The 17230-nt window shown below is 72.1% G+C and carries 12 protein-coding genes and 2 pseudogenes; 4 read left to right on the forward strand and 10 right to left on the reverse strand.

All coding sequences use genetic code 11. The features are described 5' to 3' along the window. Window positions 1-52 precede the first annotated feature (52 nt). The 4 genes from ACWY4P_RS52240 to ribA all read right to left on the reverse strand — a co-directional run bounded on the left by ACWY4P_RS52240 (window position 53) and on the right by ribA (window position 5505). A complete protein-coding gene (locus tag ACWY4P_RS52240; RefSeq protein WP_456207858.1) occupies window positions 53-1573 on the reverse strand; it encodes an AMP-binding protein in 1521 nt (506 codons plus the stop codon). Next, window positions 1570-3846, reverse strand: coding sequence for an aminodeoxychorismate synthase component I (gene pabB / locus ACWY4P_RS52245; RefSeq protein ID WP_456207859.1), 2277 nt, complete (start codon window positions 3844-3846; stop codon window positions 1570-1572). The genes ACWY4P_RS52240 and pabB overlap by 4 nt, the downstream gene beginning before the upstream one ends. Before the next feature lie 71 nt (window positions 3847-3917). Beyond that, entirely contained in the window at window positions 3918-4514 is a 597-nt protein-coding gene (locus ACWY4P_RS52250; protein WP_456207860.1) for an antibiotic biosynthesis monooxygenase, read from the reverse strand. Window positions 4515-4848: 334 nt separating this feature from the next. Further along, a complete protein-coding gene (ribA, locus tag ACWY4P_RS52255; protein WP_456207861.1) occupies window positions 4849-5505 on the reverse strand; it encodes a GTP cyclohydrolase II in 657 nt (218 codons plus the stop codon). A 170-nt stretch (window positions 5506-5675) separates the two neighbouring features. Here ribA and ACWY4P_RS52260 point away from each other — a divergent pair, with 170 nt between their 5' ends. After that, window positions 5676-6425, forward strand: coding sequence for a creatininase family protein (locus tag ACWY4P_RS52260; RefSeq protein WP_456207862.1), 750 nt, complete (start codon window positions 5676-5678; stop codon window positions 6423-6425). Then, window positions 6422-7096: pseudogene (locus ACWY4P_RS52265) on the forward strand (RibD family protein); the annotation flags it as partial. The gene ACWY4P_RS52260 and the pseudogene ACWY4P_RS52265, both read left to right, overlap by 4 nt. A 276-nt stretch (window positions 7097-7372) precedes the next feature. On the opposite strand, the pseudogene ACWY4P_RS52270 reads toward ACWY4P_RS52265, so the two are convergent. From ACWY4P_RS52270 to ACWY4P_RS52290, 5 genes and pseudogenes are all read right to left on the reverse strand, one after another. Continuing rightward, window positions 7373-8302 (reverse strand): annotated as a pseudogene (locus ACWY4P_RS52270) (lysylphosphatidylglycerol synthase transmembrane domain-containing protein); the annotation flags it as partial. Next, entirely contained in the window at window positions 8221-9063 is an 843-nt protein-coding gene (locus ACWY4P_RS52275; protein ID WP_456207863.1) for a methyltransferase domain-containing protein, read from the reverse strand. The pseudogene ACWY4P_RS52270 and the gene ACWY4P_RS52275, both read right to left, overlap by 82 nt. After that, entirely contained in the window at window positions 9060-10181 is a 1122-nt protein-coding gene (locus tag ACWY4P_RS52280) for a glycosyltransferase family 4 protein (RefSeq protein WP_456207864.1), read from the reverse strand. Before ACWY4P_RS52280 ends, ACWY4P_RS52275 begins: the two co-directional genes overlap by 4 nt. A gap of 11 nt (window positions 10182-10192) precedes the next feature. After that, window positions 10193-10591, reverse strand: coding sequence for a 6-pyruvoyl trahydropterin synthase family protein (locus tag ACWY4P_RS52285; protein WP_456207865.1), 399 nt, complete (start codon window positions 10589-10591; stop codon window positions 10193-10195). Between the two features lie 178 nt (window positions 10592-10769). Continuing rightward, entirely contained in the window at window positions 10770-11762 is a 993-nt protein-coding gene (locus ACWY4P_RS52290; RefSeq protein WP_456207866.1) for a zinc-dependent alcohol dehydrogenase, read from the reverse strand. A gap of 134 nt (window positions 11763-11896) precedes the next feature. On the opposite strand from ACWY4P_RS52290, the gene ACWY4P_RS52295 reads away from it, so the two are divergent. Then, window positions 11897-12673, forward strand: coding sequence for a CDP-alcohol phosphatidyltransferase family protein (locus ACWY4P_RS52295; protein ID WP_456213339.1), 777 nt, complete (start codon window positions 11897-11899; stop codon window positions 12671-12673). Window positions 12674-12951: 278 nt separating this feature from the next. Next, window positions 12952-14070 (forward strand): mechanosensitive ion channel family protein, encoded by a 1119-nt coding sequence (locus ACWY4P_RS52300; RefSeq protein ID WP_456207867.1) that lies wholly within the window; start codon window positions 12952-12954, stop codon window positions 14068-14070. Window positions 14071-14121: 51 nt separating this feature from the next. Here the strand turns inward: ACWY4P_RS52300 and ACWY4P_RS52305 are convergent, their stop codons facing one another. Next, window positions 14122-17226, reverse strand: coding sequence for a lantibiotic dehydratase (locus tag ACWY4P_RS52305; protein WP_456207868.1), 3105 nt, complete (start codon window positions 17224-17226; stop codon window positions 14122-14124). Window positions 17227-17230 lie beyond the last annotated feature (4 nt).

Genomic DNA, 17230 nt, shown 5'->3' on the forward strand with positions numbered 1-17230 from the left:
ACGTGCTCGATGTGCGTCACGAAAGCGGGACCCGCCGCGGGGCGCCCGCCGTTCACCAGGCCCCCTGCCGCACCACATGGCGGCGCAGCTTGCCCGACGGCGTCCGGGGCAGGGAGGGCACCAGATGCACCGCCCTGGGGGTTTTGAAGGAGGCGAGCTGCCGCCGGGCCAGGGCGATCAGATCCGCGCTGAGCGCCCGCCCGTCGATCCCGGAGCCTTCCCCCGCGGGCGCGGCCGGGACCACGAACGCGTGCAGCCGGGTGGCCCCCCGGTCGTCGGGCACGGCGGCCACCGCGACCTCCCGCACCGACGGATGGCGCCGCAGCACATTCTCGACCTCCAGCGGCGAGACGGTGATCCCGCCGACCATCTCCAGGTCGTCCACCCGCCCCAGATGCCGGTAGGTGCCATCCGGCTCGCGGCGGGCCCGGTCCCGGGTGCCCAGCCATCCGCCGACCAGCCTGGCCCTGGACTCCTCCGGCAGCCCCAGATAGCCGGGGGTCACCGTCGGGCCGCGCACCCACAGCTCTCCCTCCGCGCCGTCCGGCACGACGGCGCCGGTGCCGTCCCGCAGCTCCAGCTCGAAACGGGGCACCGGAAGGCCCACGGTGCCCGGAGAGTTGGCCCACACCGAGTTGGCGCAGAAGGCGTGCCCGGCCTCGGTGGAGCCGATCTGCTCCAGGACCGGCGCCCCGAGCAGCTCGCCCACCCGTTCCCCCAGCGCGGCGGGCAGCCCCTCGCCGGCGCTGATGGCCGCGCGCACGGAGGAGAAGCAGGCCGCGTGCCCGGCGCCGCGCTCGTCCACCAGCGCCGCGTACGCGGACGGCACGGAGTACAGCACGCTCACCCGGTGCCGGGCGATGACGTCGTCCGTCAGGGACGGGCCGGGGCGGCTGGAGGTCAACACCGCGGACGACCCCGAGAAGAGGGGGAAGACAAAGGCGTTGCCGAAGCCATAGGCGTAGAACAGCCTGGACACGGAGAACGCCACGTCCTGCGGGCCGATGTCCAGGACGTCCTTTCCGACCAGCTCCCAATAGGCCGCCGGGTCGCCGTGGCAGTGCACCACCCCCTTGGGCCGGCCGGTGGTCCCGGAGGTGTACTGGATGTACAGCGGGGCGCGGGCGGTCACCGGCTCCGCGGCGGTGGCCGGGGGAGCGGTGCAGGCCAGCGCCGACAACTGGTCCGCCCCCAGCCAGCGGTCCGCCTCGAAGTGGTCCTCGATGCCGGGCCCGGAGACACAGAGCACGGCCTTGGAGTTCTCGGCCATGAAGCGGTGCTCGTCCGCGGTGAGCGCGGGGTTGACCAGCACCGCGATCCCACCCAGGCGCGCCGTGGCGAGGAACGCGCTCACCCAGGGGACCCCGTCGGGCAGGGCGATCAGGATCCGGTCGCCCGCCGTCACCCCCCGCCGCGCCAGTACGGTGGCGACGCGCGCGGCCAGGTCGTGGATCTCGCCGTGGGTCCACACGCGGTGGCCCTCCACAAAGGCGGGCCGGGCCGACCACCCCTCCCGTTCGGCACGCACCGCGAGGTGTTCGGCCAGATTGGCCGGCGCGGGTGCGGCGGTCACCGGTCCGCCTCCTCGGCGGGCGCGGAGGCGCTCACCAGCGCGGCCGCGGGTTCTGAGGGTTCCGCGGGCCGCAGGTCGCCGACGGAGTGGTAGGCGCGCATCGTCGCGGCCGTCTTCAGCAGCATCTCCTGGTACTCCTCCTCCGGGTCGGACGCCAGGACGATGGCCCCGCCCGCGCCGATGTGCATCCGGCCGTCGGTGAACACGGCGGTGCGGATGACGATGTTGAGGTCCGCCGCGCCGTTGCAGCTGAGGAAGCCGAGCGCCCCGGAATAGACGCCGCGCGCCTCGGTCTCCAGCGTGTCGATGATCTCCAGGGTCCGCGCCTTGGGCGCGCCCGTCATGGAGCCGCCGGGGAAGCAGGCCCGTATGCAGTCGACGGCGTCCCTGTCCTCGTGGAGCCGGCCGCGCACGGTGGACACCAGTTGGTGCACGGTGGCGTAGGTCTCGGTGTGCATCAGGTCGGGGACGCGTACGGTCCCCGGTGTGCAGACGCGGCCCAGGTCGTTGCGGAGCAGGTCGACGATCATCAGGTTCTCTGCGCGGGTCTTCGGGCTGGTGGCCAGGGTGGCCCGGGCCCGGGCGTCCTCGTCGGCGTTCCGGCCGCGTGGCGCCGTGCCCTTGATCGGCCTGGCCTCGGCCGTTCTGTCGGGACTGACGCGCAGAAAGCGCTCGGGGGAGGCACACGCCACATCCGCCTCCCCGAACCGCAGGAAGGCCGCATACGGCGCGGGGTTGAGGCGGCGCAGCGCGCGGTAGAAGGCGTACGAGTCGTCCGGCGCGGGCAGCCAGGCCGAGTCGGTGAGACAGATCTCGTAGCTGTTGCCTGCCCGCAGTTCCCGCTGGCAGGCCTCGATGTCGGCCAGGTACCGCTCGCGATCGCGCACCAGCCAGGGCTCGACGGCGGCCGTGGTGGCCGCCGGGGCGGGCGGGAGCGGGGCGAGCTCGCCGCCCACCGGGACGCCGGTGAGCGTGGTGATGGTGTCGTCCAGCCAGGCGGCGGCCTCCCGGTGGCCCTCGGGAGTGTCCTTGGCCAGACACAGGACGTAGGTGACGCCCTCTTGGTGGTCGACCGCCAGAAACCGGTCCGCGAACAGCCAGCAGGCGTCGGGGGTCTTCGCCTCGTGCCGGTTGGCGGAGCCGCAGTCGGCCTTGAGTTCGTAGCCGAAGTACCCGATGTAGCCGCCGGTGAAGTCGAACGGGAGGGTCGGGGCGTCGACGCGGCGGCGGGCCAGCTCCCTCTTGAGGTAGTCGAAGACGCTGCCGGGGACCCGGGTGACGGGCCTCCCGGCGCGCTCGACCTCGCACTCGCCCCGGCTCACGTCGTAGCGGACGAACTCGGCCAGCGGCCCCCGGCCGTCGCCCAGGAAGGAGAAGCGCGCCTCACCGGACCGCGTCCGCGCGCTGTCCAGCCAGAACGCGCGCGGCGCGTCCGCGTACAGGCGGGTGAAGGCCGCTTCCGTGTCGATCGGGACGGCGAGCCACCGGGAGTGCAGCCGGTAGCCGACGCCGTCCTCGGCAACCGCTTCCTGCTTCGCCGGCGCGGCAGTGGCCGCGGCCGCCGCCGTGTCAGCGGTGGCAGCACTGTGTGAGAGCTTCGGGTGTTTCACCGGGCCGGCCGCGGGGCGGGCCGCCGCACGCCGGGGCGAGGACGACTCGTCCGAGGTCATCGCCGCGTATTCGAGGGTCAGATCGCGGAAGTTGGCCAGGATCCGGTGGCCGTATCCGGTGAGGACGGACTCCGGATGGAACTGCACCCCCCACAGCGGCCGGCTGCGGTGCCGCAGCCCCATCAGCACGCCGTCCTCGGACCAGGCGATGGCCTGTAGGGGCAGAGGCAGCGGTTCCGCCACGCACAGCGAGTGGTAGCGGACGGCGGTGAAGTCCTGGGGGAGTCCGCGGAACAGCCCGCGCTCGCCGTGCCGGATCCGGGAGAGATGTCCGTGGCGGGGCTCGGGGGCGGGCACCACCCGGGCCTGGGCGCCGAGTGCGATGCCCTGGTGGCCCAGACACACCCCCAGGACCGGTATGGGGGACCGCTCGATCACCTGGGCGGTGGCGCCGAAGTCACGCGGGTCGGCCGGGTGGCCGGGGCCGGGTGACACCACGATGTTGTCAAACTCCGACAGGTCCAACAGGTCCGGATCCAGGCACTCGGGCGTGTCGTGGAGGACCACCACCGGCTCCTCGCCATTGACCTCCGTCAGCAGCTGGAAAAGGTTGTAGGTATACGAGTCGTGATGGTCGATCAGGAGCGTCTTCAGCGCGTCCATCTGTATTGCCTCCTCGCTTTACAACCGGCCGGGTCGATCGCCTCGGCCAGGACCCGCGTGGTTCGCGTGCTTTACCGGCGCGAACGCGGGCCGTTCGCCGCCATCCGCTTGTGGCGCCCCCGAATCGACTGAAGCGGCGGGTAGAGCCACTTCTTCAAGAGCATTTGCAGGCGCGGCATGACAAGCCAGGTCACCATCGCGGTCACGCCAAGACAGAGAGCGAGGGTCCGCAGCAGGAAATTAGTATCTCCCAGAAACGGGATCACCAGCACATTGAAAATGAGGACGGGAGGGAAAACCGCACTCAAATTCACCAGCCAGAGTTTCCATTTGGGGGGCGGGGGCAGTGGCCGTACCGGCCCTTCGAACCAGTTTTGCAGACCGGCCGTGCGCTGCACCCCGGTCTCCTGTACGAAGGACCCTGCCCGGGTCGCCCAACGGGCGCGCTCGAGCGAGTACTCCCAGGCCTGGGCGGATTCTTCTCTGTCGAATCGGTAGATGACATGCCACTCCGCGCTGCCCCGCCCGGAGCCCAGCACACCGCCCCCCAGATATCCCGGAAGGCGGGCCGTGACATTCAGCATCGCGATGGCCCAGGCATAGAACTCGCTCTCCTGGCCGGGGTCCACCCGATATGCGGCAGTCACCGTGACCGGTTCACTGTCCACTCCAGCCGCAACTCCTTTCCGGGCAGCGCACGGCCCGCGTGCGGACCGTCCCCGAAGGGCCGTGCCGACGGCCGCTCCCGTCGTGCGACTCGAAGTTTCGCACATCGGGCTGGCTTTGCGAGCGAAATGCTCACAAGAGATACAAATATCTGAAGGAAAGCCCGTGGCCTGGGCGTTACCCGGGGTTTACGGATATAGCCGCTCATGGAAAAGGGATTTCACGAGACCACCGAGCCTTGCGCGGTGTATATTTCAACTGCAAGCGCCACGCATCACAGACGCGGCGTGCCCGCCGACGCCATGCGCCGGCGGGCTCCGGGTGTCCGCGTGTCCGTCAGGACCGTTCGGCCACGGTGTCCAAGTGCGGCAGGTGATGATCGAGGCGGTCCGCCTTGGCCCGCAGATAGGCGAAGTTCTCCTCACGCGGAGGTATCAGCAGCGGCACCTGCTCGGCGATCTTGATGCCATGCCGCAGCAGCGCCTCGCGTTTGCGCGGGTTGTTCGACAGCAGCCGCACCGACCGCACACCGAGGTCATGCAGGATGTCCGCCGCCACCCGGTAGTCACGGGCGTCGACCGGGAGGCCCAGCGCGAGGTTCGCCTCCACGGTGTCCAGCCCCTCCGCCTGGAGTTGCATCGCCCGGAGCTTGGCCAGCAGCCCGATGCCACGCCCCTCGTGCCCCTGGAGGTAGACGAGAACGCCGCGCCCTTCGCTCGCGATGGCGCGCAGCGACGCGGACAGTTGATCGCCGCACTCGCAATGCCGGGACCCGAAGGCGTCCCCGGTCAGACACTCCGAATGCACGCGAGTAAGCGCCCGGTCTCCCTCGACATCGCCGTAAACCAGCGCTATTTGTTCATCCCCGCGAATGCTGTCCAAGTAGCCGACCGCCAGAAAAACGCCGTACTCGGTGGACAGTTGGACCTGCGCCACTCGCTGGACGCCTGACGATCGAGCGTTCTCGCCGAACGGGCCATCGCTTTCTGTCATGTTCTGATCCTAACTGGAAATCCGCAGAATATTCGCGGTGTGCGTGAAAATGACAAAGGAAACCAAGTCGCTGTCCGGTTCGTCACGTTCGGCCGGTGGAAGTGCGCCCGACCGCGTAGCCTGGCACCCCGCACACAAACACGGAACGCAGAGCGAAAGGCCTGAGAGATATGACCGGTTCGGGAACACGACCGCAGGCCCCGAGCCTGCTGCCGCCGGACACCACCGAGGACGTGCGCGCCGCGCAGGCCCACGTCGCGGTCCTCCCCATCGGCAGTTTCGAGCAACACGGGGCGTTTCTGCCCCTGGTGACCGACACGGTCATCGCCTGCACCATCGCCCGGGAGATCGCCGCCGCGTACCCGGTCCACCTCCTCCCGCCACTGACCATTTCCTGCTCGCACGAGCACGCGGCATGGCCGGGGACCGTCAGCATTTCCGCCGCCACCCTCCACGCCGTTGTGCGGGACATCGCCGAATCGCTCCGCCGGTCCGGTGTCGGCTCCCTGATTCTGGTCAACGGGCACGGCGGGAATTACGTACTGCGCAACGTGGTTCAGGAATCCGCCTCCACCGGTACCCGCATGGTGCTTTTCCCGGGATCGGCGGACTGGGATGCCGCGCGCACCGAAGCCGGAGTCCGGACCCCGTCGCAGAGCGATATGCATGCGGGGGAAGTCGAGACATCCATCCTCCTGCACGCCCACCCGGAACTCGTCCGGCCCGGTTATGAAACATCTGATTTCCTCGCCGACGATCGCAGACATCTCCTCACCCTCGGTATGCCGGCCTACACCGAATCGGGAGTCATCGGCCGCCCGTCCCTGGCAACCGCCGCAAAGGGAAAGGAAATCCTCACCGCGCTCGTCGACTCCTTCGCCGAGTACTTCTCGCTGCTGACCCCGAAGGAGTCCCGATGACCGTGCTCGACGAGACGGCGGCCTGGGAACGGCTGCGCGCCATCCGGACCGAGGCGGACGCCGAGGCCGGCGGCCTGATCCGCGGCCCTGACGGCGGCCGGCGGTGGCGGCAGGAGGCCTCGCCCGAGGCGCGCATACTCACCGACCGCTATCTGCCGCTGTGCCTGGCCGGCCCCCGCCTCACCTTCGCGCAGCTCGGGCAGAGCCTGGACGGCTTCATCGCCACCCGTACCGGCGACGCCGACTATGTCACCGGCGAGGAGGACCGCGCTCATCTGCACCACCTCCGTGCCCTCGCCGACGCGGTGGTCGTCGGAGCCGGCACCGCCGCCGCCGACGACCCCCAGCTGACGGTGCGCGCATGCACGGGGACCAACCCGGTGCGCGTCGTGCTCGATCCGCACGGCCGGGTGCCGCCGCAACGCCGAGTGTTCACCGATGGCTCAGCTCCCACCCTGTGGGTGGTGGCCGAGGGCAGTGGCCGCGGCCAGGACGGGTCGGTCGGTGTCGGCGGCAGTGGCGGCCACAGCGGCCTCGGCGGCCACGTTGACGTGCTGACCCTGCCGGACCGTGAGGCCTTCGCGCCCCGGCGCCTGATGGAGGCCCTCGCGCGACGCGGCCTGGGCCGGGTGCTGATCGAGGGCGGCGGCGTCACCGTGTCGCGGTTCCTGCACGAGCGGGCGCTGGACCGGCTCTACGTCACCGTGGCCCCGGTCCTGCTCGGCGACGGCGTCCCCGGGCTCCGCTTCGCCGGCACGCCGGTCATGCGGGACGCGCTCCGCCCGCCCATGCGCCGCGCCCACCTCGGCGAGGACACGCTCTTCGAGATCGACCTGCGGACGTCGCATCCCGGCGAACCACTGCCCCACGAGCACGGCGAAACCGGGCAGGCTCGCCGCGAAGGTGAGCACTCCGTAGACCACGGCGACGGTCAGCCCCTGGGCCGCGCCCAGGCCCGCGGCGCCGAAGGCCCACGCGGTGACGCCCTCCCGGGGCCCCCAGCCGCCGACGTTCAGCGGCAGCACCATGGCGAGCAGCGCCAGCACCATCAGGGGCAGCAACTCGGCCAGCGGCGCCCTTGAACCGGCGGCCCGGGCGGCCAGCAGGAACATCCCCAGATGCCCCGCCAGCACCGCCACGGACGAGACCACCACCCCCGGCCAGCTTCCCCGGGCCAGCAGTCCGCGCCGCGCCTCGCCCAGCGCGGCGCGGACCGCGCGGCGCCACCGCGACGTACGGGGCCGCCCGCGCAGCCGTACGGCGGCCACGGCGGCCACGGCCATCAGGGCGCACACCGCGGCGAGGACCGCCACGGCGCCCGGCGCCGCGGCCAGATGGCCGACGAGGCGACGGGTCTCCGCCACGGCCAGGGACGGCCGGGTCAGCAGAATCCCCACGCCGACCGCGGCCAGCACGACTTGGCCCGCGGCCCGCTCCAGCACCACCGCGCGCACCCCCCGGCCGACGTCACCGGCGTCGCGCCCGTGCCGCACCGCGCGGTGCACATCACCGAGGACACCGCCGGGCAGCGCCGCGTTCAGGAACAGGGCCCGGTAATAGTCGGCGACGGCCGCGCCCAGCGGCAGCCGGATGTCCAGCGCCCGGGCCACCAGACACCAGCGCCAGGCGCTGAAGACCGTGGTGAGCAGGCCCAGAGCAAGCGCCGCCAGAAGAGTCGTGGCGTCGATCCGGCGCACGCCGTCCAGGAAGGCGCCGGTGCCCACGCGCCACAGCACCACGGCGAGGATGACCGCTCCGGCGATCGTGCCGAGCCGCGCCCTGAGCGCCCGCGCGTTCACGACGCCCCGCCCGTCGTCTTGGGCAGCGCCAGCAGATCGCTGTGGTGCACCACCACCCGCAACTCGCCCGCCGCGCACGCCGCCAGGCGGGACCGCAGATACGCCTCGGCGTGCGGCGCCAGATCCGGCCGCTGTTCGCAGGCCGCCTCGACCCAGCCGCGCAGCCACTGAGCCGTCAGCGCGGACTCGCCCGCGCCGAGCCGCCACGGGCTGCTGTGCACCCGCACCGCCGCGCCCTGCTGTACGAAGGCCTCCGAGGCCACCGTGATCGCGTCCGGCCCCAACAGACCACCGCGGCGCTGGTGGGCGTTGAACGCCTCCGCCATCTCGCCATCCAACGGGTCGGCCGGGGCCAGCTCGACCCGCCCCACCACCGACAGTGACAGCAGCGCCGGGCAACCGGCCCCGGCGCAGGCGGCGACCAGCACGTCCACCTCGTCCCGGGTCAGCACGTCCAGCAGAGCGGAGGCCGTCACCAGCGAGGCCCCGGCCAGATCGTCCGCGGCCAGCCCGCGGAGGTCCCCGCGCCGGGTCAGGACCGTGACGCCGCCGCCGTCAGCGGTCGTGGCGGGCGCCTGCGCGGCGGCCCGGCCCAGCAGCGCCGGATCGCGGTCGTACAGCACCCAGTGCTGGGGTCCGGGCAGCCGGGGGGCGAGCCAGCGGCCCATGGAACCGGTGCCGCAGCCCAGGTCATGGATCACCAGCCCGCCGGCCCGCCCGGCCTCCGCCAGCCACCCCCGCAGCGGGTCGAGGAGTTCCACGGCGCGGGCCGCGGCGTCGGCGCCCTCCCGCAACTCCAGCCACTCCGGCTGGTACAGCGGCACGTCGGTGGTGCTCATGCGGCCCTCCGTGGTTCACATCGAAGCTGTTCCAGCACCTCGGCCATGCGCCGCGCCGTCGTCTCCCACCCGTCCAGAGCGGCGCGCCGCGCCCGTGCGGCCGCCTGCAACCGCCCCCGCACACCCGGCTCGACGAGCCAGCGGCGCAGCGCCTCCACGAGCGCCGCCGGGTCCCGCGGGGGGACGAGGACGCCCGGCAGTCCGCCGTCGGGAGCCCGCCCCAACGCCTCCGGGACCCCGCCCACGGCCGTCGCCAGCACCGGAATGCCCCGCGCCAGCGCCTCGGTCACGGCCATGCCGTACGTCTCGGCGTACGAGGTGAGCACCAGCAGGTCGGCCGCCGCATAGCTCGCGTCCAACTCCGCACCGGCCCGCGGGCCGGTGACGCGCACCCGGTCGCCGAGGCCGTGCTTGTCGATCAGTTCGCGCAGCCCGGTCACATAGCCGGGGTCCTGGCCGAGGCCGCCGACGCACAGCAGGCTCCAGGGCAGGTCGGCCACCTCGGCCAGGGCCTCGACCAGCAGGTGTTGCCCCTTGCGCGGGGTCACCGAGGCGACGCACAGCAGCCGTGAGGCGCCTTCGGTGCCGGGCGCCAGGGGCGCGAGATCCGCGCCGGGCGCGGCGACGTGCACCCGGCCGGGGGCGAGCCCGTGGTGCGCCACCAGCCTCCGGGCCGCCCAGTCACTGGTCGCCACCACCGCCGGGACGGCGCGGAGTGTCTTGCGCTCCAGCGAGTCCAGGTCCGCCGCCCGGCCGGGGGCGAGCCCCGTCTCGTCGCCCAGCGGCAGATGCACCAGCACCGCCAGGCGCAGCCGCCGCGTCTCGGGCACGACGAGGTACGGCACGGCGCAGGCCACCAGCCCGTCGAGGAGGACGACGCTGCCGTCCGGCCGCTCGGCGAGGACCCGGGCCAGCTCCGCGCGGGCGTCGGCGTCCGGCTGCGGCCAGGTGCCCGCGACGGCGTGCTCGTGGACCTGCCAGCCGACACCCGGCAGGTCCCGGCACACCCGGCGGTCATAGGTGTTGCCGCCGCTCGGCGCGGCCGGATCGGCCACGCCACCGGGCATGACGATGTGCACGGAGCGCAGGTCCGTCGCGGTGGCGTCGGCGCGGCTCATCGGGCGCGCCCTCACAGATCCCGCTCGTAACTCGCCCAGGCGATGTGCGACTCGTGCAGCGTGACCGTCAGCCCCGAAAGCCCCCGCGCGCCCTCGCCCAGCGCCCCGGCGGCCACCCGGTCGGCGAGGCGGTCGGCGATGACCTTCGCCAGGAACTCCGTACTGGTGTTGGTGCCCGCGAAGGCGGGCTCCTCGTCGAGATTGCGGTAGTTCAGCTCGCCGACCACCGCGTTCAGCTGCTGGGTGGCGAGGCCGATATCGACCACGATGTTGTCGGCGTCCAGCTCGGTGCGGCGGAAAGTGGCGTCCACCAGGAATGTCGCCCCGTGCAGGCGCTGCGCGGGCCCGAAGACCTCTCCATGGAAGCTGTGAGCGATCATCAGGTGATCACGGACGGTGATGCTGAACAACGAACGACCCTCCAGGTACGGCACGTCTGGCGGCCCTCGGCCGGGCCACGTCATGTAGTACGGCCGACTCGTCGCCCTGGTTCAGAGCCGCGCTGGATTGTGCCGGATCATGCCGGATCGTGCCGACTGTCGAGGCCGCTCAGGCCTCTCAGGCCGCGCAGATTGCTTTTCGGACAGCTCAGGCCGGATCCCCGGCGGGCCCGTACCGCACGCGGTGGCACAACCCCGGCAGCTCCCCGGACGCGAGGCGGGGCAGCACCTCCGGCAGCTCCTCGAAGGCACACTCCCCGGTCACCAGCGCGTCGAGGGCGGGATCGGCGAGCAGCTCCAGCGCCAGCGCCAGCCGGTCGGCGAAGGTACGGCGCGAGCCCCTGGCCGGGGACACCGTCCCCACCTGGCTGCTGCGCACCACCAGACGGCGGGAGTGGAAGGCCTCGCCCAGCGGCAGACTGACCCGTCGGTCGCCGTACCAGCTCAGCTCCAGGACCGTCCCCTCCGGCGCGAGGAGTTCGAGGGCGCGCGCCAGCCCGGCCTCGGTCGCGCTGGCGTGGACGACGAGATCGCAGTCGCCCGCGGCCTCCTCGGGGAGCGCGAAGTCGACCCCCAGGGCCGCCGCGATCCCGGCGCGCGCGGGCTGCGCGTCGACCAGCTGGACGCGCACGGCCGGATACCGGGCGAGGACGGCGGCCACACTCGCGCCGACCATCCCGGCCCCGATCACCGCGATCCGGTCACCGATCAGTGGCGCCGCGTCCCACAGGGCGTTCACCGCCGTCTCCACCGTCCCGGCCAGCACCGCCCGCGCCGCCGGCACCGACTCCGGCACCGGCGTCACGGCGCTCGCCGGGACCACATACCGAGTCTGGTGCGGATACAGACTGAAGACCGTACGGCCCAGCAGCGCGGCCGGGCCCTCTTCCACCACGCCGACGTTGAGATAGCCGTACTTGACCGGCCCGGGGAACTCGCCCTCCTGGAACGGCGCCCGCATCGCGGCGTACTGGCTCTCCGGCACCCCACCGCGGAAGACGAGGGTCTCCGTCCCCCGGCTCACCCCGGAGAACAGGGCACGCACCACGACGTTGTCGGGGCCGGGCTCCGGCAGGGGGACGTCCCGCAGCTCGCCGTGGCCGGGCGAGCGGAGCCAGAAGGCGCGGGCGACGCGCTCCATCGACGTCCTCCAGAAAGACCGGGTCCGACAACGGGCTGAACACTTTGCCCGTGACGTACGTACTGACCATTATCAAGCCGCGAACACGGTACGCGGCACTCAACGACTCCGCCACAACAGCCGGAGGGTGCACGGTGGCTGCCCTGAACAACACATATGACACGACGCTGTTGCGGCAGGAAACGGCCGTGGGAGCGGTCGCGCAGGTACTCCTGCTGACACTCCTCGGCACCGCACTCGGCCTGGGGCCCGCGGGATGGCTGACGGGTCTGGCGTTCGCGTTCGCCACCTGGGCCGTGCTGACGCGCGCCGTATGCCGCTCCTGGCTCAGGTCCTTCGGCGCGGCCAACCGCGTCACCCTGGCCCGCGCCACGCTGGTCGGGGGCGTGACCGCGCTGGTCGCCGACTCCTTCCAGAGCCCGCCACGCGTCCCGGCCCTCGTCGCCCTCACCACGGTGGCGCTGATCCTCGACGCCGTCGACGGCAAGGTCGCCCGGCGCACCGGAACGGCGTCCCCCTTGGGGGCACGCTTCGACATGGAGGTCGACGCCTTCCTCATCCTGGTGCTCAGCGTCTACGTCGCCACCTTGCTGGGCCCGTGGGTGCTCACCATCGGCGCCATGCGCTACGCCTTCGTCGCGGCCGCCCGGGCCCTGCCCTGGTTGAACGAGCCGCTGCCCGTGAACACCGCCCGCAAGGCGGTCGCCGCGTCGCAGGGGATCGCCCTCCTGGTGGCCGCCGCCGCGATCCTCCCGCACCCGGTGTCGCTCGCGGTGGTCCTGGTGGCGCTGGCGCTGCTCATCTGGTCCTTCGCACGCGACATCAGGTGGCTGTGGCACACGCGGACCCGCCCCGCCGTCACCGGTCGGCCCGCCACCGTGGTCCGACGCATGACCCACGCGGACGCCTGACGCGTGCGGCCGACGCCGCCTCGGTGGGCCACTGGCCGGTTGGTGTCATCCGCCGAAGAGGCATGCGGCAGGATGGCAGACCGCGTCGGGGCCCTGATCCGAAAGCCTCGGCGCAGCCCGACATCCCAGGCACGAGCAGGTGACACGGTGACAAGACAGCACTCCGAACTCCCCGGCAGACCCGGCCACGAGGGCGCCCCCGGACCGCGGCCCGCCATCACGTACGGCAGGACCTGCCGCACGTCACGGCACACGTCGCGGCGTACGGGGAGCGGCCGGTGACCCGCGCGCTCACCCTGCACGACCTCATCGTCGTCTGCGCCGCCTTGGCCGCGGGCATGGCGATGGGCCTGTTGTCCCGTATGGCACTGCGCTGGCTGGGCGAACGGGCGCGCAGGACCCGGTGGACCGGCGACGACATCATCGTCGACGCGCTGCGCACCATCTCCCCCTGGGCGGCCCTGGTCGCCGGCGTGTCCGGGGCGGCAGCGGCCCTGCCACTGACCGCGTCCATCGACCACAGCGTCAACCAGGTGATGACCGCCGTGCTCATCCTGGCCACCACCATCGCGGTGGCCCGCGTGGTCGCCGACCTGGTGCGCACACAGGCGCTGTCCCGGTCCGGAGTGGCGGGCAGCGCCACCATCTTCGTCAACATCACCCGCATCGCGGTGCTGGCGATGGGCGTCCTGATCCTGCTGGAGACGCTCGGCATCTCGATCGCCCCGCTGCTCACCGCGCTCGGCGTGGGCGGCCTCGCGGTCGCCCTGGCGCTCCAGGACACGCTGGCCAACCTGTTCGCGGGCGTCCACATCCTCGCCTCCAAGACGGTGCAGCCCGGCCACTACATCCGGCTCGGCAGCGGCGAGGAAGGCTACGTGGTCGACATCAACTGGCGTAACACCACGGTGCGCCAGCTGCCGGACAACCTCGTGATCATCCCGAACGCCAAGCTCGCCGGCTCCATCACCACCAACTACCACCAGCCGGAAGAGCAGATGTCGATCATGATCCAGGCGAGGGTCGACTACGACAGCGACCTCGAGCACGTCGAGCGGGTGAGCATCGACGTCGCGGAAGAGGTGATGGCCGAGGTGTCCGGCGGCGTCCCGGACCACGAACCGGTCGTCCGATTCCACACCTTCGGGGAGGCCGGCATCGACTTCTCGGTCATTCTGCGCGTCCAGGAATTCAGCGACCAATTCCTGATCAAACACGAATTCCTGAAGCGGCTCCACCAGCGCTACCGGACCGAGGACATCGAGATCCCCCTGCCGGTGCGTACGGTCGTCCTGCACCAGCCGGGCCAGATTCCGCTCCCCGGCCCCCGAACCCCGGAGGCCGACCCAGGCCCCGCGACCAAGTCACCGGTGCCGATGTCGAAGGCCGGCCACTGAAAAGCGTCCGGCTCCCTGGGGCCCTGGGGCAGCAGGGAGCCGATTGGGAAGTCATCCCCCGCCGCCTTCAGCCTGCCGCGCGCACCAGGCGAGAGCCGCTTGCCGGGCCAGGCGACGACAGGCGCGCTCCTGGGCCCTGTCCATGCCCAGCGCCCGATTGTGATGCATGTGCAACAGCGATTCCAGTACCGCGCCCATGTCGGCGCTGTCCGGCAGCAGGCCGCGGTAGCGCGCCAACGCGGCCGCGCGGGCCTGTCGCGCCTTCGTCACCTCGACGGACCGGAAGTCGCGATCCTCGGCATCACCCATCCGCGCCCGCCCTTGGATCACCTGATCGGCCACCGCCCGCTGCACCACCTTGCCGGCGGGCGCGGGACGGGCGGCCAGCCACCTCATCGCCTCGTCCGGACTCCCCAGCAGCCCCTCGGCGATCTCGACCATGTTGAGCGCCACCCGTGCGACGGGGGCGATGACGGCTGGGGGAAGGCCCCGCAACTCGGCGGCGACCACCGAGGTGTCGGCGGCGAACACCGCCTCGGCCGCCACGATGCTCTCACCGGCCCCGTAGCGACCGGTCTCGGGGCGATAGGTGTCGAACACGATGTGCCCGGCCAGGCCCCGCTCACGCAAGTCGTCAGCCCAGGAACCGACGGCGCCCGCGTAAGCCCCGAACCGCCCCTGAGCCGTACGGATCCGCACCCGCAGGTGGTCCGTGTCGTGCGAGCCGCGATAGCGCACGAACCACCACAGCGGATCGCCCTCGAGACCGGCGACGAGTCGGGGCAGCGCATCCGCCACGATCTCGTCCTGCCGCTCCGGATGGGCATAGACCTTCACGTACAACCAGCGGGCGCCGGGCGAACCGGGCAGATCGCCGTGGCGCGGGTTGACCACCACGGGCAGCGGCCCGGTCAAGGGCGACGGGCTGCACCCGTGCCTTCTGAAGAGCGGGAGCACGATCTCATGGACGTGTCCGCCGGCCCAGCCGTACGCGTCCGCCGATATGGCGGTTTCGGTGAGTGTGGCATGAGGAAAGCGGCGCAGGTGAGCGCGGAGGACGGCACCATGCGCCGGCTTGTCGAGATCCAGGCGCAAGGCCCGGTCGGCGTCGCGTAGTTCGCTCACGGCCGGGCAGCGCCATCGGGCGCGCCATCGGGTGAGGGCGTGCTGCCATTGCCCGTCGTCGGCCTCCTCGCCCGGCACATCGGCGCGCGTCAGATGCCAACGCGCCGGGGACAGGACGCTGCGACCGTGCCGTACCCGAGGCAGGTACGGCAGCCGGGCGGCATGCGGGCCCCAGTCGAACTCGTGCCAGGCGGCGGTGAACGCGCGGGGCAGTCGGGCGATGAACCGTGCCGTTGGAGGAAGCTGATGATCGAGCGCCAGCGGGTGGAAGACCTGCGGTTCGATGATCCGCCGGTGCGCCATGCTGACCAGATGAAGGCAGTCCCAGGTCGCGGTCACGGCCAGGTCGTCCACCGTGAACACGTCCGGATCCTCTCGCGACGCCCGACCGTCCCGCCGCCCGGGTGCCGCGGGCCGCGGGCCGCGATGCTCACCGAGCGAGAGGACATGCGGCAGATACGCTGGGACGCGGCAGACGTTCTCGGCGTCCACGGACACCGGCGGGCACGAAAGCTGCACGGGCAGGGCCCCGGCGGTGGCAGTGGGGACGGCCCCATAGACATCCTCCAACCCGGAGTCGGGCACTGCGGGGGTGAAGCGGGCGGTCAGCGTTCCCGCGGCCCGAGCAGGGGCGACGACCAGCGTGAACTCACCACGTCCCAACGCATCGACGTCGGCGGCATGTACCCGGGCGGACAACTCCACATGCGGCGGGACACGCCTCGGGGGCAGCGGCTCGTCCCCGGCCAGCCCCTCGATAGTCTCCTCGGTCAACACGATCTCATGGCTGCCGTCGGTGACGGCCTGCCAAGCGAGTGCCAGCAACCGTTGATCGCGGTCGCCGGCGTCCTCGACGACCGCTTCGGGCAGCACGCTTCCCGGGTAGCCGGCCGGATAGCCCAGCCCGGCGTCCGGATCGACGACGTCGCGCAACGGGACCAGCGTGTCGGTGCCGTACCGGTCGACGAACGCGGCGTGATACTCCCGCCACTCAGGACGGCCGGTGTGCTGCCGGGTCAAGCGCAGCAGCGCTCCCGCGGCCCGCTCCATCTCCTCCGCGACGCCCTCCGGGACCTGTATGCCGCAGTCGAGGCGCAGATCGACGGCCAGCGGTGTGGGCCCCGCTTCGGACACCTCGCGCATCTCGCGGGTCAGGGCCCCGCGCAGGCCGAGCCGGTCGGTCGCACCGAGGCCCCCCTGGTTGTGCCGCTCGACATCGGCGTGGACGGCCTCCAACTGCCCGAGCAGTGGCGCGACGGATGCCACCGCGTCCGCTCCGGCCGTGTGGAGCCGGCCCAGCAGATGAGCGAGGGGATCGGTGGCGGTGAACGGGGCGCGCAGGGACGTGAGGAGGAAGCCGTGTCGCACAAGCCGGGTGAGCAGACTCCGGACCTTGGCCGGCTCGGCTGAGGGGAAGGCATCGGCCACCTTCTCGACAAGGGACGAGAATCGCACGGGCGCCGCGGCGGCGTCCCACACGGCCTGCACGGGCGGAGTGCGCCGCATCGTGGTGCGGTTTCGACCGCGCGGTACCTCCAGCCGGCTCCCACGCCGCACCGCGAGGTCGTTGAACACCACGTCGAGGCGTCCCAGCAGTTCCGGACATGCCTCCAGGCGCCCGATGACATCGGCCAGCCATTGGGCATCGGCCCGAGCCACGGGCAGATGCCCGTCGCCCCAGCGGATCAGAGCGTCGGAGCCGAGTGTCACCGGCGCGACCCCGGCGAACAGCCCGAACGGAGTGGGCCGTCCGGTGCCCCGCAGGACGTAACCCACCAGGGCGGTCGTGGCACGGCGCACCTGGCGGTCCCGGACGCTCCGCCCCGCGAGGATGTCGTCCACCCGGGCGGCCAGCGAAGGGCTGGCTTGTCTGACGGCATCCGCGATCCCGGGCCGGGCCCACACCTCCCGAAGCCAGATCCGGCACGCCGTCACATCGCTTGGATCGGGCCACACGTCAGGCGCACGGGTCAGCGGCACGGACGCGGACCTCAGCAGCGCGACCCCGGTGTGCCGATACATCGGCGTCATCACG

The sequence above is a fragment of the Streptomyces sp. LZ34 genome (genome assembly GCF_053890475.1).